The sequence below is a fragment of the Nocardioides sp. JCM 18999 genome (genome assembly GCF_055391175.1).
In genome coordinates, this window is record NZ_AP043887.1 from 711,869 (window position 1) to 729,549 (window position 17,681).

Annotated in this window: 21 protein-coding genes; 11 read left to right on the forward strand and 10 right to left on the reverse strand. The window is 70.8% G+C overall.

What is annotated here, in order from left to right:
* Positions 1-24: 24 nt before the first annotated feature.
* The 3 genes from ACZ5J1_RS03395 to ACZ5J1_RS03405 are packed head-to-tail and all read left to right on the forward strand — an operon-like array spanning position 25 to position 3,562.
* Complete coding sequence (locus ACZ5J1_RS03395; protein ID WP_464562514.1) at positions 25-1,551, forward strand: serine/threonine-protein kinase; 1,527 nt, start codon at positions 25-27, stop codon at positions 1,549-1,551.
* A 41-nt stretch (positions 1,552-1,592) separates the two neighbouring features.
* A complete protein-coding gene (locus ACZ5J1_RS03400; protein WP_464562516.1) occupies positions 1,593-2,159 on the forward strand; it encodes a GNAT family N-acetyltransferase in 567 nt (188 codons plus the stop codon).
* Positions 2,156-3,562, forward strand: a complete 1,407-nt coding sequence (locus ACZ5J1_RS03405; protein ID WP_464562518.1) for an amidase — start codon at positions 2,156-2,158, stop codon at positions 3,560-3,562. The genes ACZ5J1_RS03400 and ACZ5J1_RS03405 overlap by 4 nt, the downstream gene beginning before the upstream one ends.
* 84 nt (positions 3,563-3,646) lie before the next feature.
* Here ACZ5J1_RS03405 and ACZ5J1_RS03410 read toward each other — a convergent pair whose 3' ends face one another.
* The 3 genes from ACZ5J1_RS03410 to ACZ5J1_RS03420 are packed head-to-tail and all read right to left on the reverse strand — an operon-like array spanning position 3,647 to position 5,646.
* Positions 3,647-4,252, reverse strand: coding sequence for an energy-coupling factor transporter transmembrane component T family protein (locus ACZ5J1_RS03410; RefSeq protein WP_464562520.1), 606 nt, complete (start codon positions 4,250-4,252; stop codon positions 3,647-3,649).
* On the reverse strand, positions 4,249-4,977 hold the full coding sequence (locus ACZ5J1_RS03415; RefSeq protein ID WP_464562522.1) for an energy-coupling factor ABC transporter ATP-binding protein: 729 nt from the start codon (positions 4,975-4,977) through the stop codon (positions 4,249-4,251). The genes ACZ5J1_RS03410 and ACZ5J1_RS03415 overlap by 4 nt, the downstream gene beginning before the upstream one ends.
* 48 nt (positions 4,978-5,025) lie before the next feature.
* On the reverse strand, positions 5,026-5,646 hold the full coding sequence (locus tag ACZ5J1_RS03420) for a biotin transporter BioY (protein WP_464562524.1): 621 nt from the start codon (positions 5,644-5,646) through the stop codon (positions 5,026-5,028).
* 74 nt (positions 5,647-5,720) lie between these two features.
* Between ACZ5J1_RS03420 and ACZ5J1_RS03425 the strand changes: the two genes are divergently transcribed.
* The gene (locus tag ACZ5J1_RS03425; protein ID WP_464562526.1) at positions 5,721-6,293 is read left to right on the forward strand and encodes a TetR family transcriptional regulator; all 573 of its coding nucleotides are present in this window, start codon (positions 5,721-5,723) and stop codon (positions 6,291-6,293) included.
* Positions 6,294-6,296: 3 nt separating this feature from the next.
* Here the strand turns inward: ACZ5J1_RS03425 and bioD are convergent, their stop codons facing one another.
* The 3 genes from bioD to ACZ5J1_RS03440 are packed head-to-tail and all read right to left on the reverse strand — an operon-like array spanning position 6,297 to position 9,393.
* On the reverse strand, positions 6,297-6,980 hold the full coding sequence (gene bioD / locus ACZ5J1_RS03430; RefSeq protein ID WP_464562528.1) for a dethiobiotin synthase: 684 nt from the start codon (positions 6,978-6,980) through the stop codon (positions 6,297-6,299).
* A complete protein-coding gene (locus ACZ5J1_RS03435) occupies positions 6,977-8,107 on the reverse strand; it encodes an 8-amino-7-oxononanoate synthase (protein ID WP_464562529.1) in 1,131 nt (376 codons plus the stop codon). The genes bioD and ACZ5J1_RS03435 overlap by 4 nt, the downstream gene beginning before the upstream one ends.
* Positions 8,104-9,393 (reverse strand): adenosylmethionine--8-amino-7-oxononanoate transaminase, encoded by a 1,290-nt coding sequence (locus ACZ5J1_RS03440; RefSeq protein ID WP_464562531.1) that lies wholly within the window; start codon positions 9,391-9,393, stop codon positions 8,104-8,106. Before ACZ5J1_RS03440 ends, ACZ5J1_RS03435 begins: the two co-directional genes overlap by 4 nt.
* A 68-nt stretch (positions 9,394-9,461) precedes the next feature.
* On the opposite strand from ACZ5J1_RS03440, the gene bioB reads away from it, so the two are divergent.
* Genes bioB through ACZ5J1_RS03455 form a run of 3 tightly spaced genes read left to right on the forward strand, consistent with a single transcriptional unit; the run spans position 9,462 to position 11,473 of the window.
* Entirely contained in the window at positions 9,462-10,466 is a 1,005-nt protein-coding gene (gene bioB / locus ACZ5J1_RS03445) for a biotin synthase BioB (protein WP_464562533.1), read from the forward strand.
* Between the two features lie 46 nt (positions 10,467-10,512).
* Positions 10,513-10,641, forward strand: coding sequence for a biotin synthase auxiliary protein BsaP (gene bsaP / locus ACZ5J1_RS03450; protein WP_464562535.1), 129 nt, complete (start codon positions 10,513-10,515; stop codon positions 10,639-10,641).
* Between the two features lie 46 nt (positions 10,642-10,687).
* The gene (locus ACZ5J1_RS03455; protein WP_464562537.1) at positions 10,688-11,473 is read left to right on the forward strand and encodes a potassium channel family protein; all 786 of its coding nucleotides are present in this window, start codon (positions 10,688-10,690) and stop codon (positions 11,471-11,473) included.
* A gap of 4 nt (positions 11,474-11,477) precedes the next feature.
* On the opposite strand, the gene ACZ5J1_RS03460 is transcribed toward ACZ5J1_RS03455, so the two are convergent.
* Positions 11,478-11,888, reverse strand: coding sequence for a VOC family protein (locus ACZ5J1_RS03460; protein WP_464562539.1), 411 nt, complete (start codon positions 11,886-11,888; stop codon positions 11,478-11,480).
* A gap of 40 nt (positions 11,889-11,928) precedes the next feature.
* On the opposite strand from ACZ5J1_RS03460, the gene ACZ5J1_RS03465 reads away from it, so the two are divergent.
* Positions 11,929-12,363: a hypothetical protein gene (locus tag ACZ5J1_RS03465; RefSeq protein WP_464562541.1), complete on the forward strand. Its 435-nt coding sequence runs from the start codon at positions 11,929-11,931 to the stop codon at positions 12,361-12,363.
* 16 nt (positions 12,364-12,379) lie between these two features.
* On the opposite strand, the gene ACZ5J1_RS03470 is transcribed toward ACZ5J1_RS03465, so the two are convergent.
* The 3 genes from ACZ5J1_RS03470 to ACZ5J1_RS03480 all read right to left on the reverse strand — a co-directional run bounded on the left by ACZ5J1_RS03470 (position 12,380) and on the right by ACZ5J1_RS03480 (position 14,270).
* Positions 12,380-12,820 carry a hypothetical protein gene (locus ACZ5J1_RS03470; RefSeq protein ID WP_464562543.1) on the reverse strand — a complete coding sequence of 147 codons (441 nt, stop codon included), beginning with the start codon at positions 12,818-12,820 and terminating at the stop codon, positions 12,380-12,382.
* A 236-nt stretch (positions 12,821-13,056) separates the two neighbouring features.
* A complete protein-coding gene (locus ACZ5J1_RS03475; protein WP_464562545.1) occupies positions 13,057-13,464 on the reverse strand; it encodes a hypothetical protein in 408 nt (135 codons plus the stop codon).
* Positions 13,461-14,270 carry a 3-methyladenine DNA glycosylase gene (locus ACZ5J1_RS03480; protein WP_464562547.1) on the reverse strand — a complete coding sequence of 270 codons (810 nt, stop codon included), beginning with the start codon at positions 14,268-14,270 and terminating at the stop codon, positions 13,461-13,463. The genes ACZ5J1_RS03475 and ACZ5J1_RS03480 overlap by 4 nt, the downstream gene beginning before the upstream one ends.
* Before the next feature lie 31 nt (positions 14,271-14,301).
* Here ACZ5J1_RS03480 and ACZ5J1_RS03485 point away from each other — a divergent pair, with 31 nt between their 5' ends.
* Genes ACZ5J1_RS03485 through ACZ5J1_RS03495 form a run of 3 tightly spaced genes read left to right on the forward strand, consistent with a single transcriptional unit; the run spans position 14,302 to position 17,644 of the window.
* Entirely contained in the window at positions 14,302-15,129 is an 828-nt protein-coding gene (locus ACZ5J1_RS03485) for a fumarylacetoacetate hydrolase family protein (protein ID WP_464562549.1), read from the forward strand.
* Positions 15,130-15,162: 33 nt separating this feature from the next.
* The gene (gene gltX, locus ACZ5J1_RS03490) at positions 15,163-16,635 is read left to right on the forward strand and encodes a glutamate--tRNA ligase (protein WP_464562551.1); all 1,473 of its coding nucleotides are present in this window, start codon (positions 15,163-15,165) and stop codon (positions 16,633-16,635) included.
* Between the two features lie 49 nt (positions 16,636-16,684).
* Entirely contained in the window at positions 16,685-17,644 is a 960-nt protein-coding gene (locus ACZ5J1_RS03495; protein ID WP_464562553.1) for a lysostaphin resistance A-like protein, read from the forward strand.
* The last annotated feature ends 37 nt before the right edge of the window (positions 17,645-17,681 follow it).

The window sequence follows — 17,681 nt, forward strand, 5'->3', positions numbered from 1 at the left end:
CCGGGCTGTCGCTAAGGTTCGAACGTGACGTCGTTGGGCCGCTACCGCCTCAACCGCGTCATCGGCGAGGGCGGGATGGGTGTCGTGCACCTGGCCGAGGCACCCGACGGTGAGCGTGTCGCGATCAAGGTGCTGCGCCCTCAGGTGATCGGTGACCGTGAGGCCCGTGACCGGCTGGCGCGTGAGGTGTCCTCACTCCAGCTCGTCCACTCGCGCTGGGTCGCGGAGATCATCGACGCCGACCCGTGGGGCGAGACCCCGTACGTCGTCACCCGGTACGTCCCCGGTCGCTCCCTGCACGAGGTCGTCTCCACCGACGGACCGCTGCACGGGGAGGACCTGCGCTGGCTGGCCCAAGGCCTGCTCGAAGGGATCGCCGCCGTGCACCGGGCCGGGGTGCTGCACCGCGACATCAAGCCGTCCAACGTGCTGATGGAGGGCCGCACGCCGGTCCTGATCGACTTCGGTCTCGCCCGCGTCGCCGACGACCCGCGGCTGACCCAGACCGGCTGGCTGCTCGGCACCCCCGGCTACCTGGCGCCCGAGGTGCTCTACGGTGACGACCCGACCCCGGCGGTCGACGTGCACGCCTGGGCGGCCACCGTCGCCTTCGCCGCGATGGGGCGCCCCCCGTTCGGGACCGGTCCGTCGATGGCGATCATGGACCGCACCCGGCGCGGGGAGCACGACCTGACCGGGGTCGACCCGGAGCTCCGTGCCGTGCTCGAGTCGGCCCTCGACCCGGAGCCGGCACGGCGACCGAGCCTGGACCAGCTGATGGCCTGGGTACGTCGCCAGTCGACTGATCCGACGGCGGTCCACCGTCTCGTGCTGCCGCAGGACGCTCGCCGGACCGAGGTCCTGCCGAGCCGAGGGCCTGCCGCAGCGGTGCCGGCGCCGATGGCCACCACGGTGCAGCCGATGCCGGACCTCCCGCAGACCATCGACCCGACCCCCGGTCTCGCCGCGGCGCCCGTGGGTGCCGCCGAGCGGACCCGTCGAGGGGTGCTGTGGTTCCTGCTCATCCTGAGCTGGTCGGCCGTGATCGCCGCCTTCCCGTGGATCGGCATGACGGTGCTGCTCGGCCTGGTCTGGTTCCTGCGCAGCAGCTCGTTGGCCGCGTCCCGGTTGGGTCTGCGGCGGGCCGAGCGCGGCGCCAAGTGGCACGACGGACCTCGGCTGGTGCTCGGCGCACCGATCGACCTGCTGCGCGCGCTGCCCTCGACGCTGGTGCTGGCGCTGTGGGCGCTCGGCATGGTCGTGGTCGCGGTGCTGCTCTGCTACGCCGTGGCCGCGCCCGTGACGCTGTCGCTGGTGCTGGCGGCCGCGGCCGCCGTCCTCGCGCTGCTGCTCGGCCCGGGAGGCGGTCAGGTGCGCTCGCCGATCGCGCGCGTGGTCAACCCGCTGGCCTCCCGCGGCAAGTCGTGGCTGATCGCCACCCTCGTGCTGGTCGCCGTGGCCGGGGTGTGCGGCGGGTTCGCCGCGCTGGGCGCCGAGTGGGCGCCGTTCTCCGAGGCACCGTTCTCGGGCCTGGACGAGGCGGGCCGCTGAGCCCGCCTGGACGACTGCCTGGACGACTGATGGAGGACCGGATGAATCTCTCCCCGACGTACCCGATCACGACCGAGCGGCTGCTGCTGCGCCCGCTCGGCCCGGACGACGTCGACGCGGTGCACGCCTACCAGTCGCTGCCCGAGGTGTGCGCGTACGTGCCCTACGAGCCGCGCAGCCGGGACGAGGTGGCCTCGCGGCTCACCGATCCGACCTACACCCGGACCGCACTGGACGCCGAGGGGCAGGTGCTGATCCTGGGGATCGAGCTCGCCTCGACCGGTCAGGTGATCGGCGACGCGCTGCTGTTCTTCCACAGCGAGCTCCACCGCTCGGGCGAGGTCGGCTACGAGCTCCACCCCGACCACTGGGGCAAGGGCTACATCACCGAGGCGGCACGGGCGATGCTCGCCCTCGGCTTCGACGGCCTCGGACTGCACCGGATCACCGCCCGGATCGACGCGGAGAACCCCGGCTCGCTGGCGGTGGCACGGCGTCTCGGGATGCGCCAGGAGGCGGTGCTCGTGGACAACGAGTGGTTCAAGGGCCGGTGGTGCACGGAGATCGACTTCGCGATGCTCGAGGGTGAGTGGCGGGCTCAGCAGTGAGCGAACTGCACGACCTGACGGCCCTCCAGCAGGGCGAGGCGATCCGCCGGGGGGAGACCACGCCGGTCGACCTGGTCGAGCACTACCTGGAGCGGATCGAGGCGCGTGGTGCGGCGCTCGGAGCGTTCATCACCGTCACCCCGGAACGCGCCCTGGCAGCCGCGGCCGCGCTGGGGGACAGGCCCGAGGACGCCGGTCCGCTGTGGGGAGTCCCGACCGCGATCAAGGACCTCAACACCACCGCCGGGGTCCGGACGACGTTCGGGTCGGCCGCGTTCGCCGACCACGTGCCCGAGATCTCCGACAACGTCACGCTCTCCATCGAGGCCGGTGGGCTGATCAGCCTGGGCAAGACCAACACTCCCGAGTTCGGCTCGCCCTGCTACACCGAGCCCGACGTCGCCCTGCCGGCCGTGACGCCGTGGGACACCTCGCGCAGCTCCGGTGGATCGAGCGGTGGTGCTGCCACCGCGGTGGCCGCCGGCCTGGTCCCCGTCGCCCAGGGCAGTGACGGCGGCGGATCGATCCGGATCCCGGCCTCGACCTGCGGCCTGGTCGGACTCAAGCCCTCCCGTGGCGTGATCAGCGGCGCTCCGATGTACGGCGACCCGATCGGTCTGGCGTCGGCCGGTTCGCTGGCGCGCGACGTGCGGGATGCCGCGGCCTTCGTCGACGTCCTCGCCGGCCGGCGGGTGGGTGATCCCTACGGCCCGGTCGCCGGCGGGAGCGGGTCGTTGCTCGCGGCCGCCGAGCGTGAGGTCGGTCGGCTGCGGATCGCCCGGTTGATCGAGCCGGTGATCGTCGACGTCGAGGTCGACCCCGAGATCGTGCGCGCCTACGAGTCGGCCTCGGCCACGCTGGTGGCGCTGGGGCACGACGTGGTCGACGTACCCGTGCCGCTGCCGCGCGAGGCGGTTTCCACGTTCGAGACCTGTTGGGCGGTGCTGACCGCGCTCTCGGTGGTCCCGCCCGAGCGTGAGCACCTGGTGCGGCCGCTGACCCGCTGGTTGACCGCGCGCGGCACCGCGATCACCGGTCCCGAGTTCGGTCTGGCGATCGGTGCCCTGCGTCGGTACGCCGCCGGCGCGCTGACCGCGCTGGCCCCCTTCGACGCGGTGCTGACCCCGACGCTCGCGCAGCTGCCTGCGCTGGTCGGGGGCCTGCGCGACGACTCCGACCCGAGCCGTGACTTCGAGAACCAGAAGGCCTTCACCCCCTGGACCTCGGCGTGGAACGTCACCGGGATGCCGTCGATCAGCCTGCCCACCCACTGGTCCGGGACCGGACTCCCCATCGGGATGATGCTCGCCGCCCGCCCCGGCGAGGACGCGTTGCTGGTCGCGCTGGCCGCCCAGATCGAGCAGGCTGCCGGCGGATTCACCGCGGTCCCACCCGGCTGGTAGCCCATCGCCGACTTGAGGCTTCCTGCAGCCGAGTTGAGGGTTAGTTGCGGTCTCGGCGCCCCGAACCCTCAAGTCGGCGAATGGCTAGTCGTCTCCGATGCCGCGGGCGTGCAGGGCCGCGCCGGTCTCGTGCGCCCGGGCGACGACCCGGATCACGAACGGGGTCAGCCAGGCGCGGGGGGTGCGCAGACCGCGGGCGCGGGCCGCGTCACGGGTCTCGGTGGCCAGCTGGATGGTGGCGGGGAGTGACTGGATCGCCAGGCCGATGGTGAACGCGACCCGGTCGGGGTCGATCCCCACGTGCCGCAGCGGCCCGATCCAGCGCACGATGGCATCGATCATGTCCGTCGCCGCGGTCGTGACCGACAGCGTCAGGCCGAGCAGTCCCAGGGTGAGCAGGTCGAGCAGCGTCTCGAGTGCACGAGGGCCGGAGGTCCACCACCACTGCAGCAGCGCCGCGAAGGCGGCGACCATCAGGACCGCGCGCAGCGAACGCCACGTGGTGCGGAGGCCGAGGCGACCGATCGCGGCGAGCCCGAGCGCGACCAGCACCCCGATGACGGCGCTGCGAGGGCCGTGCGTGAACACGACCGTCGCCGAGATCAGCATCAGTCCGAAGAGCTTGACCCCGACCGGGAGCCGGTGGAGCAGGGTGGTGCCGGGGCGGTAGACCCCGAGCGGCGTGCTCATCGGTCGGCGCCGTCCGCCTCGCCGGCCTCGACCGCGGCGAGGTAGGTCGCCACCGCCTCGGAGGCGGCACCGTCGAAGGCGATCCGTCCGTCCATCACCAGCAGTGCCCGGTCGCACCGGGCGGCGAGGTCGAGGTCGTGGGTGAGCAGGACGAGTTGCTGCTCCAAGGCCATCAGACGTTCCCCGACGGTCCGGCTGTTGCGCAGGTCGAGCAGCGTCGTCGGCTCGTCAGCGACGATGATCTTCGGGTCGCTGGCCAGCACGCCGGCCAGGGCGAGCAGCTGACGCTGGCCACCGGAGAGGGTGTGCACGCTCTGGTCGGCCCGCTCGCGCAGACCGAAACGGCCGAGCACGGCCAGGGCCGCGTCGCGCCGTACGCCCTTGTCCTTGAACTTCCTCCGCAAGGAGAGCTCGACGTCCTCCACGCACGTGGGCATCACCATCTGCGCCGACGGATCGGTGAAGCAGAACCCGACCAGACGACGTACGGCGGCGCCGTGGCGCGCCACGTCCAGCCCGTCGACCCGGACGACACCCGAGGTGGGGGAGACCAGGCCGTTGATCAGCCGGGCGAGGGTCGACTTGCCCGAACCGTTCGGGCCGATGATCGCGATCCGTTGCTCGGTCAGGGTGAGGGTGGTCGGCGCCAGCAGCACGCGATCCCCAGCACCGGGTGTGGTGCTGGGGACGGTGACGGTGGCGGACTCGAAGTCGATCGTGGGCATCGAGACCAGTCAAACAGGGGCGGTCAGGACGACGTGGATCGGGCGGCGTCAGGCGCGCGGGCGGCGAGCCAGCAGCGCGGGGAAGGCGCGGTGCACCTCGGCGGCGACCAGCGCCGCCACGGCGGACTTCAGGATGTCGCCGAGCCAGAAGGCGCCGTCGATCTTGAAAGCCTGCGACCAGGTCCAGTCGAGCACGATCTTGAGCCCGATGACGCCACCGAGGTGGATGATCGCCGTGCCGACGAGGCAGGCGACGAAGACCCACAGGGCCTGGGTGCGACGCTCACCGAGCACGTACTTGACCAGGAAGCCGACCGCGAGTGCGGCGATCGGGAACGCGTACAGGTAACCGGCGGTCGAGCCGGTGAAGACGGCCGCACCCGAGCTGTGCTGGGCGAAGACGGGCAGCCCGACCAGGCCGAGGAGCAGGTAGAGCGAGGTCGCGAGGAAGCCGCGCAGCGGGCCGAGGACGGCGCCGGTGAGCAGGATCGCGAAGCTCTGCAGCGTCAGCGGGACGCCGGCGCCGCCGACGGGGATCGCGGCGAGGTAGGACGCGACGGCGATCAGCGCCGCGAACGCGGCGATCAGGGCGAGGTCGGTCGTGGTGAGGAAGCGGCGCGACGCTGCACCCTTCGTCGAGGTGCCCTGCTCGGTGACTGCGTCAGACATCGTCATCGCTACTCTCTTCGATCGACACCTTCCCCGATCGGGTAGGTGAACGCTGTTCAGGTTAGGGTGAGTGGATGAGCACGTCAATTCGCGTCAGGTACCGGCGCGACGACATCGTGACGCGTGCTCTGGACCTGCTCGATCGCGGTGGACTGGCCGAGCTGACGATGCGCCGGCTGGCCTCCGAGCTGGGGGTCCAGGCCTCCGCCCTCTACCACCATGTGCCGAACAAGCAGAGCCTCCTCGCCCTGATGGCCGACGCCCTGCTGGAGCGCGCGGTGTGGCCCGAGGAGCCGGAGTGGGCCGACCAGGTCGCCAGCACCTGCACCGTGCTGCGCGACACCCTGCTCGGCCTGCGCGACGGCGCCGAGCTGGTCGCCACGGTCTGGTCCTTCGGCCTCGGTGCCTCGCGCCCGTACGACGTCCTGCTGACGGCGTTGGAGAAGGCGGCGTTCGGTGATCTCGCGCCGTCGGCCGCCCGGACCCTGCTGCACTTCGTCTACGGCCACGCGACGGTCGACCAGACCCGGATGCAGGCCGCCGAGGTCGGGGCGATCGAGGCGACCCTGGTCGACGACGACTTCGGCACGGGACTGGCGATCGTGATCGCCGGGATCCAGGTCGTGCACGCGGCGCAGTCGGCCTGAGTCTCAGGCGAACCAGGCGGGTGCCTGCGCCTGGAAGTCGCTCGGCTGGAGCAGGCCCGCGCCCTCCGGCAGCACGGCCAGCATCGGCAGCCCGGTGACCCGGACGAGCTCGTCCCGGTTGACCGACTCGGCCAGTCCGGGCTCGGCCGGGTAGCTGCCCAGGACCAGTCCGGCCGGCTCCAACGCGCGCGAACGCAGCGCCTCCACCGTCAGCTCGGTGTGGTTGAGCGTCCCGAGACCGGGCGAGGTGACCAGCACGATCTCGACCCGATGGGTCCGGGCGAGCTCGGCGGCCAGGTCGCGGATCGTGCCGCCGTCGGTGTCGAGCCGGACCAGGACGCCGCCGGCGCCCTCGACGACGATCGTGTCGTAGAACTCGGCCAGCACCCGGATCCGGTCGGCGTACTCGCTCACCGGCGGGATCGCGACGCCGGCCCGTCGGGCGGCGGTGTCGGGTGCGAGCGGCTCGTCCAGGCCGGTGTACTCCTGGGCGCCCACGCCGCTGAGCCGGTGCACCTCGGCGGCGTCGGAGTCGCCGTCGACGATCCCGGTCTGGGCCGGCTTCACCACGATCACGTTCCGGCCCTGCGTGCTCTCCCGGGCCGCCAGTGCGGCGGTCGCGACCGTCTTCCCGACGCCGGTGGTGGTGCCGGTGACCAGGACGATCCTGCCCTTCGGTGTGGTCATCGGTGCTCCTTGACGATGCGTTCGAGGTCGGTGCAGGCGGCGTCCCAGGCGGCGTCGCGGATCCCGGCGTTGGCGGTGATCCGGAGCCGGCTGATCCCGTCGGGGACCGACGGCGGCCGGAAGCAGCCGACCCGGATGCCCGCGGCTGCGGCGTCCGCCTGGGCGGCCAGGGCCGCCGCCGGACTCGGCATCGGGACCGACAGCACCGCCCCTGCCGGGGGGACGACGTCGAGCCGGCCGGCCAGCTCCTGGGTGCGGCTGCGGATCCGCGCCGGCAGGTCGGGACGCTCGGCGATGATCCGGGTCGCCATGAGTGCTGCCGCGGCGGCCGCCGGCGCCAGCCCGGTGTCGAAGATGAACGGTCGTGCCCGGTTGACCAGGTGGTCGATCAGCGCGGGGTCGCCGAGCACCGCTCCGCCCTGGGAGGCCAGCGCCTTCGACAGCGTCGCCGTCACCACGACGTGGGGGAGTCCCGCGAGCCCGTCGGCGGCAACGACCCCGGCGCCGTGGACGCCGAGGCCGTGCGCCTCGTCGACGATCAGGAGCGCACCGTGCCGCTCGCACAGGGTCGCCAACGCGGTCAGTGGGGCACGGTCGCCGAGGACGGAGTAGATCGACTCGGCCAGCACCAGCGTGCGACGTCCGGCGTGCGCCGGATCGGCCAGCGCCGCCTCGACCGCCGCCAGGTCGTGGTGCGGCACCACGGTCAGCGCGGCGCGCGAGAGCCGCGCCGCATCGATCAAGGAGGCGTGGATGTGGGCGTCGGAGATGATGCGCGCCTCGCGGTCGGCCAGCGCGGTCACCACGGCGAGGTTGGCGTGGTAGCCGGTGGAGCAGACCAGCGCTGCCGGTTGGCCCATCAATGCGGCCAACGCCTGCTCGAGCTCGGTGTGCAGGTCGAGGGTGCCGGTCACCAAGCGGGACGCCCCAGCGCCCGGCCCCCACCGCAGTGCCGCCTCGGCGGCGGCGTTCCGGACCCGCCGATCGGAGGTCAGCCCGAGGTAGTCGTTGCCGGCCAGGTCGAGGCTGGCGTCGTCGTACCCGCGGGGGCGGAGGGTGCGCACCAGCCCGGCCGCCGCGCGCTGCTCAGCCTCCTGGGTCAACCAGGCCGACCAGACCCCGCTCATCCGGCACTCGCTGCGAGCTGCATCGCCGCCGTGATCTGGGCCAGGTCGTCCTCGGTCGAGATGTACGGCGGCATGGCGTAGATCAGGTCGCGGAACGGCCGGATCCAGACGCCGGCGTCCAGCGCGGCCTCGGTCGCGGCGGTCACGTCGACCTCGTGGTCGAGCTGGATCACCCCGACCCCGCCGAGGGTGCGGACGTCGCGCACCCCCGGCAGGTCACGGGCCGGCTTGAGCCCGGTCTCGAGGCCAGTCGCGAGCCGCTCGACGTCGGTGCGCCACCCCCGACTCTGGAGCAGGTCGAGGCTGGCCGAGGCGACCGCGCAGGCGAGCGGATTGCCCATGAAGGTCGGGCCGTGCATCAGGACGCCCGACGGACTCGCGCTGAGTCGGTGAGCGACCTCGGAGGTGGCCAGCACCGCAGCCAGCGTCAGGTAGCCGCCGGTCAGCGCCTTGCCGACGCAGAGCAGGTCGGGAATGACGCCGGCCGCCTCGCCGGCGAAGAAGGTGCCGGTCCGACCGAAGCCCGTGGCGATCTCGTCGAAGATCAGCAGCGCGCCGACCTCGTCGGCCACGTCCCGCAACACCCCCAGGCAGGCCGGGTCGTAGATGTGCATGCCGCCGGCGCCCTGCAGGATCGGCTCCACGACGATCGCCGCGATCTCGTCGCCGTGCGCCGCGGCCAGGGCACGGACCTCGGCGCTCCAGGCGGTCAGCACCACCGGATCGGCGTCGGGGCGGGGTGGCTGGGCGGCGAAGAGGTGCTCGTGGAGCACTCCGGCGAACATCGAGTGCATCCCGCCGACCGGGTCACACACGCTCATCGCCCCGAACGTGTCGCCGTGGTAGCCGCCGCGCACCGTCAGCAGCCGTCGTCGTCCCGTGGCCTGGAACGCCATCTTGAGCGCGACCTCGACCGACACCGACCCGGAGTCGGCGAGGAAGACGTGCTGGAGCGGCTCCGGGGTGAGGTCGACCAGCCGCTCGGCGAGCCCGATCGCCGGGGCGTGGGTGAGTCCGCCGAACATGACGTGGGACATCCGGGCGATCTGGTCGGTGGCCGCGCGATCGAGCTCGGTGACGCCGTACCCGTGCACGGCCGACCACCACGACGACATCGCGTCGATGACGTCGGCCGGCTCGGCCGTCGCCGAGCGGCGCAGGCGCAGGTGTACGCCTTGGGCCGACTCGACCAGCCGCACCGGCGTCGGTGCGGTCATCGAGGAGTACGGGTGCCACAGGTGGGCCCGGTCGAGGGCGAGCAGGTCGCCCGGCGCGTGCTGAGTCATCGGGAGCAGCCTAAGACATTTCCTGAACACTGTTCTGAACGGTGTTCAGTTTGGTTTACGCTGCGCGGGTGAGCGAACTGACTGACGTCATCGAGCGTGCCCGTGTCCAGGTTCTCGAGCGGGGCGAGGGACTCGGGTACGACGACCTGGTCGACGTGCTGCGCCTGCCCGACGAGCGGGTCTCGGAGCTCCTCGAGCTCGCTCACGCCGTCCGGATGAAGCACTGCGGTCCCGAGGTCGAGGTCGAGGGGATCATCAGCCTCAAGACCGGGGGTTGCCCGGAGGACTGTCACTTCTGCTCCCAGTCGGGCCAGTTCACCTCGCCGGTGCGCTCGGTCTGGCTCGACATTCCGCAGCTGGTCCAGGCGGCCAAGGAGACCGCGGCCACCGGGGCGACGGAGTTCTGCATCGTCGCCGCCGTGCGGGGTCCGGACGAGCGCCTGATGAGCCAGATGCGCGAGGGCGTGAAGGCGATCCAGGAGGCGGTCGAGATCAACGTCGCCGCCTCGCTCGGCATGCTCACCCAGGCCCAGGTCGACGACCTGGCCGCGATGGGTGTGCACCGCTACAACCACAACCTTGAGGCCGCGAAGTCGTACTTCGGCAACGTGGTCACCACGCACTCGTGGGAGGAGCGCTGGGAGACCTGCGAGATGGTCCGCGAGGCCGGCATGGAGCTGTGCTGCGGCGGTCTGGTCGGGATGGGGGAGAGCCTCGAGCAGCGCGCCGAGCTCGCCGCGCAGCTGGCCGAGCTCGACCCGCACGAGGTGCCGCTCAACTTCCTCAACCCGCGCCCCGGCACGCCCTTCGGTGACCTGCCGCTGATGAGCTCGGCCGACGCGCTGCGCTCGATCGCCGCGTTCCGGTTGGCGATGCCGCGCACCATCCTGCGCTACGCCGGTGGGCGCGAGCTGACCCTCGGCGACCTCGGCACCCGCGAGGGTCTGCTCGGCGGGATCAACGCGGTCATCGTCGGCAACTACCTGACCACGCTGGGCCGCAACCCGGACGAGGACCTCGATCTGCTCGCCGAGCTGAAGATGCCGATCCGTGAGCTCGCCAAGACCCTCTGAGGCCGCCGCTTTCTGCGGAGCTTGCGGAGAACCTGGACAGCACGAGGTGTGCCGACGGCGGCTCGACCTCGAACCGCCCCGCTTCTGCGCCGAGTGCCGGCGGCGGATGAAGGTGCAGGTCACGCCGCGGGGATGGTCGGCGACATGTGTCGAGCACGGCACGCGCGCCGGCTGACCGTGTCGCCGCCGTACCCGCCGTTGCTTCCCCTACGCTGCCGATCATGCAGGCGATGACCGAGTGGGAGCGCCGGACCGCACCGGCCCTGGCGTTCTTCTCCCTGTTCTTCGTCTTCGTGTGGGCCTGGCCGATCGTCGATCCGGACCTGCCAAGGGGCCTGCTCATCTTCTGCCGCGCCACGAACGTGGTGCTGTGGATCGTCTTCGTGGTCGACCTGGTCGTCCGCTGGCGGCAGGCACCGCCGGGTTCGCACTGGAAGGCGCACCACGTCTTCGACATCGTCACCGTCTTCGTGCCGCTGCTGCGGCCGATGCGCTTCCTGCGCTACGTGATGCAGGTCGGCGTGATCCGCCGCAGCGCCTTGAACGACGCCGGGGGCCAGGTGATGGTCTACACCGTCGCGAGCACGATCCTGGGTCTCATCGTCGGCTCGGTCTCGGTGCTCAGCTACGAGCGCGGGGCGCCCGGATCCTCGATCGAGACCTTCGGTGAATCGGTGTGGTGGACCTGCGTGACGATGGCCACCGTCGGGTACGGCGACTACACCACCGTGACACCGGAGGGCCGCCTGATCGCGGTCGTGCTGATGTTCGGTGGGGTGCTGATCACCGGTGCCGTCGCGGGTGCGATCACGAGCTGGGTCAGTGATGCCATGCGCGCGCGGCGCAACAAGTCGCTCGGTGACCGGATCGAGTCCGAGGTCAGCGACGTCGAGAAGGCGGTCGCGGCGATCTCGACGGCTCAGGTGGCCGAGGTGACGGAGCTGAGGGCTGAGATCTCGGCGCTGCGGTCGGCGATCGAGCGGCTGCACTCCGACACGCGGGAGTGAGTACTCAGGGCAGCACGACCTGCCCGATCGGTCCGGGGTTCCAGGCGATCTCCCAACGGAAGCCGTCGGGGTCGATCATGTAGCCGGTGTAGCCGCCCCAATCCCGATCCTGGCCCGGGATCACCGTCGCCCCGAGACTGCGCGCGAGGTCGAGGACCTCGTCGACCACCTTCGGCGAGGGCGTGTTGTGAGCGAGCGTGATCGGCGGCACGCCGGTGCCCGCGGGTTCGCCGATCTCGGCCTCGAAGGCGGCACGGTCCCACAGCGAGAGCACGAGTCGATCGCCCACCTTGATCATGATCACCTCGCCCGGGACGTCGAGCGTCGGCTTCCAACCAAGCCCCTCGAGGTAGAAGCGTCGGCTCGCGTCGAGGTCGGCCACCGCCAGGGTGATGAAGGAGATGCGCTGGTCCATCTCCCTACCGTGCCACGTCGGCGGGATCTACGCTCGTCCCATGTTCGGAGTCGGTTCAGTTGAGCTGGTCGCCCTCCTCGTGGTGATCGTCGGCGCCGTCGCCTTCCTGCTCGTCCGGGCGCCCGCGCGGAGGCAGGTGGCCGACGAGACCGTCGTCGCACTGCCCGCGGACGAGGTGGAGCGCCTCTTGTTCGGCCCGATCGCCTCGATCCGATGGGCGCGGACGTCGTCTGCCACGCCGGGTCAGCTCGCCCTGGCCAGCTCGTACACCCCGGGCTGGACGATCCTCGTGGCCTTCCTCTTCTTCCCGGTCGGGCTGCTCGCGCTCCTGGTGCGACCCAAGCTCGTCCTCCACGTCCGGTTCCTCGACGAAGGCTCGTCGACCCGGATCCTCGTCGCCGGCTCGACCCGGCCGCGGGTGGCCTACGCCATCGCGGACGCGGTCGAGGGGCTGAAGGCGTCGTCCCTGGTCTGAGGCCTTCGCCGAAGGGTCAGGCGACGAACGCGGACTGCTCGGTCGTCTGGCGGCTCTCGTCGGCGTGCCACACGTAGAGCGCCAGCAACGTCCCGACCGAGGCGACGATCCCGAGCAGGGTCATCCAGATGAACGTGTCCAGCACGCCGAAGCCTCCCGTGAGCCACGCGGCCAGGGTGAGCAGGTTGCCCGAGGGCACAGGCGCGATCACGGCGACCGCGAAGATCCAGCCGGGCCAGAAGAACCGGACGGGCGCCGCGGCCTGCGCTGCTGCTGCGAGCATGACGCCGACCTGAACGATGATGCTGACCCACGTCGTCCAGTCGCTCCGGGTGAAGGTGAAGTAGTCCGAGGTCAAAGTGGCGATCAGGTAGCCGAGTCCGGCCGCTGCGACGATGCCGAACGCGACCCGCAGCAACGGGGTCGGCTTGCCTCCGAACAGGAACTGATGGCGCATCTGAAGCCTCTCGGTCGTGGCACGGAACCCACGTGCGTTGCGCGCGACAGTAGCGGGGTCCGTCCCGCTCGCGTCAGGAAAAGCTCCAACGGATCCGGGCAGGCGCGCCCGCTCGGACGAAAGGTCACATGGTGTGCCGTTTCGGCGCTCCAGAGGCCCTCGGGGCCGACGAAACGACACACGGTGAGCGGTTCCGTCGATGGGTGCACCCCGGTAGCACTGCCGCAAGACGGGGGTCAGTTCCGGACGTGCTTGCCCGCCCGGACCCACTGGCCCTCACGGACCCGCATCCAGGCCCCGGCCCCGACGCCGACTCCTGCGCCGAGCAGGAACAACGCGAAGAGCCGGGTCTCGGTCGGGCTCATCGTGTCGGCCTCAGTCGGATCGTCCGGGTCGTAGTAGAGGTCGACGAGGTCATTGACCTCGTCGCTGCAGCCGCCCTTGCCTCCGCTGTTGATGTACACGTGGGAGACCCCGAGCCGATCGACGTAGTCGACGTAGCAGTCGTCGCCCTCGACCCTGCTCACGGTCCCGACCGCGTGGACGACGGTCTGGAACGACCACCACCCGAGCATCGGCGCGAGGCCGATCATGAAACAGGCGAGCACGAAGCCCCAGACGATGCGGATGCGCTGGTCGTTCATCCGCGGATCAGGGCGAGGAGCCGCTCACACTCAGCCATCAACGCCGCACGGATCGGGGCGGCACGGTCGGCGAAGGCGCGCTGTGCGTCGGCGTACTCCCGCTTGCCCTCGGCGGTCTCCACCCGAACCGCGGTCCACGGCTCACCGCTCGGATCCAGCACCGACCCGCTCATGTCGTACGGCGCCGCACGCATGTCGAGGATCCGGATGTCCCACGCCAGCTCGAAGGCGTCGGCGAGGAGGTCGGACGGGATCAGGGTGTGCAGCCGGAACGCGTGCTTGTAGAGATCCATGTTGCCGTGCAGGCAGGCCGGCTGCTCGAACGCCTCCCGATCCTGAGCGGTCGGGGACAGCGTGTTCAACCCGATCGCCGGGGGAGTGAAGAAGCGGTACGCGTCGAAGTGCGAGCACTGGATCCGGTGTGCCTCGACCACCTCGTCCGTGCCGCCGCCACCCAGGCGCAGCGGCACCCGGTGGCGCGTGCCGATCTCCTCGGAGCGGTAGACCATCGCCCACTCGTGCATCCCGAAGCAGCCGAAGTTCGGTTCGCGCGATGCGGTGGCGCGCAGCAGCCGGAGCACCGACTCGATCACCGGCCGCTTGGCCCCGATCTCGGTCGGGTCGACCGATCCGGGGTGCCAGCGCAGCAGCTGGGCGGGGCGCAGCGAGTAGTACTCGAAGAGGAAGTCGTGCACGGGGTGCTTCACGCCGGCCGAGCGGCGCGACAGGTGCGGGTCGACGTACGGTGCGAGCCGGTTCCGGTGCGCGACCTCCGCGTCCGTGCGCTCCAGTTCCGCCGACTCCATGAGGACAACGGTAGGTCGATAGGCTGAGCGGGTGCGCATCGCCAGATTCACCCACGCCGGAGCCGACCCGCAGTACGGAGTGATCACCGGGGAGCTCGACCAGTTCGGACAGCCGGAGGAGGACGCCCAGATCCTGATCCTGGCCGGAGACCCGCTCTACGTCGGCCTCGTGCCGACGGAGGCCACGGTCCCGTTCAGCGAGGTCAAGCTGCTGGCGCCGGTGATCCCGCGCAGCAAGGTGGTCGCGATCGGCAAGAACTACGCCGACCACATCGCGGAGATGAAGAACGTCACCGGTGGGGAGGCCCCCACCGAGCCGATGATGTTCCTCAAGCCGAACACGTCCGTGGTCGGTCCGGGTGACCCGATCGTCTACCCGACCCAGTCCGAGCGCGTCGACTTCGAGGGCGAGCTCGCCGTCGTGATCGGCCGGATCTGCAAGGACGTCCCGGCCGCGAAGGCCGCCGACGTGATCTTCGGCTACACCCTCGCCAACGACGTCAGCGCCCGCGACCTGCAGCAGCGCGACGGCCAGTGGAGTCGGGCCAAGGGCTTCGACTCCTTCTGCCCGCTCGGCCCGTGGATCGACACCGAGCTCGGCCTCGGTGCCATCGCCTCGGGCATCGACCTCAAGACGTACGTCGACGGGGACCTGCGTCAGGACGGCACCACGTCGGACCTGATCTTCGACATCCCGCGAATCATCGAGCACGTCTCGGCCGCGATGACGCTGCTGCCCGGCGACGTCATCCTGACCGGCACCCCGGCCGGTGTCGGCCCGCTCCAGCCCGGTGAGGAGGTCGAGATCACCTCGTCCTTCCTCGGCGCGCTGACCAACCCCGTCATCGCCAAGCAGTGACCACGAGCTGAAGAGAACGAAGGACCACCCGAAATGACGACCACTCCCGTTCGTGTCCGCATGGCCCCGAGCCCGACCGGCAGCCCGCACGTCGGTCTGGTTCGCACGGCGCTGTTCAACTGGGCGTTCGCCCGCCACCACGGCGGCACCTTCGTCTTCCGGATCGAGGACACCGACAAGGAGCGCTCGACGAGTGAGTCGCTCGACTCGATCATCGAGCTGCTGCGCTGGCTCGGTCTCGACTGGGACGAGGGCCCGGAGGTCGGAGGCGACTACGGCCCGTACTTCCAGTCCGAGCGCGACGACATCTACCGCGACGCGCTCGCCCGCCTGCGCGAGACCAGCCACGTCTACGACTGCTACTGCACGACCGCCGAGGTCGACGAGCGGCGCAAGGCGTCCGGCTCCAAGGTGATGGGGTACGACGGCTTCTGCCGCTCCCTGAGCGCCGATCAGGTCGCGGCGTTCGTCGCCGAGGACCGCCTGCCGGTGCCGCGGTTCCGGATGCCCGACGGCTCGATCACCTGGAACGACCTGGTCCGCGGCGACGTCACGTTCGAGACCCAGTTCGTGCCCGACTACGCCCTGGCCCGCGCCAACGGCGACCCGCTCTACACGCTGGTCAACCCGGTCGACGACGCCCTGATGAAGATCACCCACGTGCTCCGTGGTGAGGACCTGCTCTCCTCGACGCCGCGCCAGCTCGCGCTCTTCGAGGCGCTCAAGGAGATCGGTCTGGCCGACGCCACCCCGGAGTACGGCCACCTGCCGTACGTGATGGGTGAGGGCAACAAGAAGCTCTCCAAGCGCGACCCCGAGGCGCACGCGCTGGCCTACCGCGACAACGGCTACATCCCCGAGGGCCTCCTCAACTACCTGTCCCTGCTGGGCTGGGCGATCGCGGCCGACCGCGACATCTTCTCCCTGACCGAGATGGTCGAGGCGTTCGACATCGCCGACGTGAACCCGAACCCGGCGCGCTTCGACCTGAAGAAGTGCGACGCGATCAACACCTCGCAGATGCGGCTGCTCTCCATCGAGGAGATCACCCACCGCGCGATCCCGTTCCTCAAGCGCGACGGCGTGCTGTCGGACCCGGTGACCTCGGCCGAGGCGCAGCTGCTCGAGCTCGCGATGCCCTTCGTCGGGGAGCGGATCAACAAGCTCACGGAGGCCAGCGACATGCTGCGCTTCCTCTTCATCGACGAGGCCGCGTTCGAGCTGGATGCGACCGACCAGGAGAAGCTGGTCGACACCGACGAGGGCCAGGCCGTCGTGCAGGCCGCACTCGACGCCCTGCGGGGGATCGAGATCTGGTCGGCCGCCGAGATCAACGACGCGCTGCAGAACGCGCTGGTCGAGGAGATGGGGCTCAAGCCGCGCGTCGCCTTCGGTGCCGTCCGGGTCGCGGCCACCGGTCGCCGGATCAGCCCGCCGCTCTTCGAGTCGCTCGAGCTGCTGGGTCGCGAGCGCTCGCTCGGCCGGCTCCAGGGTGCCCTGAGCTGACCGACCTGATCGACCTGATCGAGCTGACGACGTACCGCGGGGTGGACGCATGATCGGTGGACTGGAGTACCAGGAGCTGAACTTCGCCACGCGCGGGGTCGCCTGGTGGCGGACGGTGCTGGGCACCGCCCTGATGGGATTCCTCTTCTTCCTGCTGCCGGTGTTCCTGGTCGTGCCGTTCCTCGTCGCGCTGGTGGCGAGCGGACACAGCCAGTCGGAGATCAACGACTTCCTCACCCTCGACCCGGTCACTCCAGGGAACCTGGCCTACCTCAACCTCGGGATCGCCGCCGCCATCCCAGCGGCGATCCTCGTCGCCTGGCTGCTGCACGGCTGGCAGCGACCGCGCTGGTTGCTCTCGGTCGCCGGCCGCTTCCGGTGGCGCTGGTTCGCGGTCTGCCTCGGGCTGTCCGTGGTCACCCTGACGGTGACCGTGATCGTGTCGGCGTTCCTGCCCACCGACGCCAGCGGGGACGACCTCGGCGGCACCCTCAACGCGTTCACCGGCCAGACCCTTGGGTTCGTGCTGGTGATCGCGCTGCTGACTCCTCTGCAGGCTGCGGGGGAGGAGTTCGTCTTCCGGGGCTACTTCACCCAGGCCTGGGGCGGCTGGGCCGCGCTGCGCGGCCGCCGCTGGGGTCAGGTCGTGGCGGTGCTGGTGCCGGCGTTCCTCTTCGCGCTGGCGCACGGAGGTCAGGACGTCCCCGTCTTCTTCGACCGGTTCGGCTTCGGCGTGGTCGCCGGCGTCCTCGTCATCCTCACCGGCGGGCTCGAGGCCGGCGTGGCGATGCACGTGCTGAACAACTTCGTCGCGTTCGGCTTCGCGCTCGCCTTCGGGGACATGACCGAGACGCTCAACGCATCGTCGTCGAGCTGGTGGATGATCATCACCACGCTCACCCAGTCGCTGGTCTACCTGGGTCTGGTGAGCTGGTCGGCACGGCGGCTGGGGATTGCTCGACGGACAGTTTCCGATCCCGTTTTGGAGTCGTCGCCTGCACCCCTGTAATGTTTCGCCTCGGCTTGCCGAACTCGTTCAACGAGGG

Bases quoted from the DNA above. Each gene is read 5' to 3' on its own strand.
- ACZ5J1_RS03400 (WP_464562516.1), top strand. From the start codon at position 1,593: ATGAATCTCTCCCCGACGTACCCGATCACGACCGAGCGGCTGCTGCTG.
- ACZ5J1_RS03410 (WP_464562520.1), bottom strand. From the start codon at position 4,252: ATGAGCACGCCGCTCGGGGTCTACCGCCCCGGCACCACCCTGCTCCAC.
- ACZ5J1_RS03415 (WP_464562522.1), bottom strand. From the start codon at position 4,977: ATGCCCACGATCGACTTCGAGTCCGCCACCGTCACCGTCCCCAGCACC.
- ACZ5J1_RS03420 (WP_464562524.1), bottom strand. From the start codon at position 5,646: ATGTCTGACGCAGTCACCGAGCAGGGCACCTCGACGAAGGGTGCAGCG.
- ACZ5J1_RS03425 (WP_464562526.1), top strand. From the start codon at position 5,721: ATGAGCACGTCAATTCGCGTCAGGTACCGGCGCGACGACATCGTGACG.
- bioD (WP_464562528.1), bottom strand. From the start codon at position 6,980: ATGACCACACCGAAGGGCAGGATCGTCCTGGTCACCGGCACCACCACC.
- ACZ5J1_RS03435 (WP_464562529.1), bottom strand. From the start codon at position 8,107: ATGAGCGGGGTCTGGTCGGCCTGGTTGACCCAGGAGGCTGAGCAGCGC.
- ACZ5J1_RS03440 (WP_464562531.1), bottom strand. From the start codon at position 9,393: ATGACTCAGCACGCGCCGGGCGACCTGCTCGCCCTCGACCGGGCCCAC.
- ACZ5J1_RS03455 (WP_464562537.1), top strand. From the start codon at position 10,688: ATGCAGGCGATGACCGAGTGGGAGCGCCGGACCGCACCGGCCCTGGCG.
- ACZ5J1_RS03460 (WP_464562539.1), bottom strand. From the start codon at position 11,888: ATGGACCAGCGCATCTCCTTCATCACCCTGGCGGTGGCCGACCTCGAC.
- ACZ5J1_RS03465 (WP_464562541.1), top strand. From the start codon at position 11,929: ATGTTCGGAGTCGGTTCAGTTGAGCTGGTCGCCCTCCTCGTGGTGATC.
- ACZ5J1_RS03470 (WP_464562543.1), bottom strand. From the start codon at position 12,820: ATGCGCCATCAGTTCCTGTTCGGAGGCAAGCCGACCCCGTTGCTGCGG.
- ACZ5J1_RS03475 (WP_464562545.1), bottom strand. From the start codon at position 13,464: ATGAACGACCAGCGCATCCGCATCGTCTGGGGCTTCGTGCTCGCCTGT.
- ACZ5J1_RS03480 (WP_464562547.1), bottom strand. From the start codon at position 14,270: ATGGAGTCGGCGGAACTGGAGCGCACGGACGCGGAGGTCGCGCACCGG.
- gltX (WP_464562551.1), top strand. From the start codon at position 15,163: ATGACGACCACTCCCGTTCGTGTCCGCATGGCCCCGAGCCCGACCGGC.
- ACZ5J1_RS03495 (WP_464562553.1), top strand. From the start codon at position 16,685: ATGATCGGTGGACTGGAGTACCAGGAGCTGAACTTCGCCACGCGCGGG.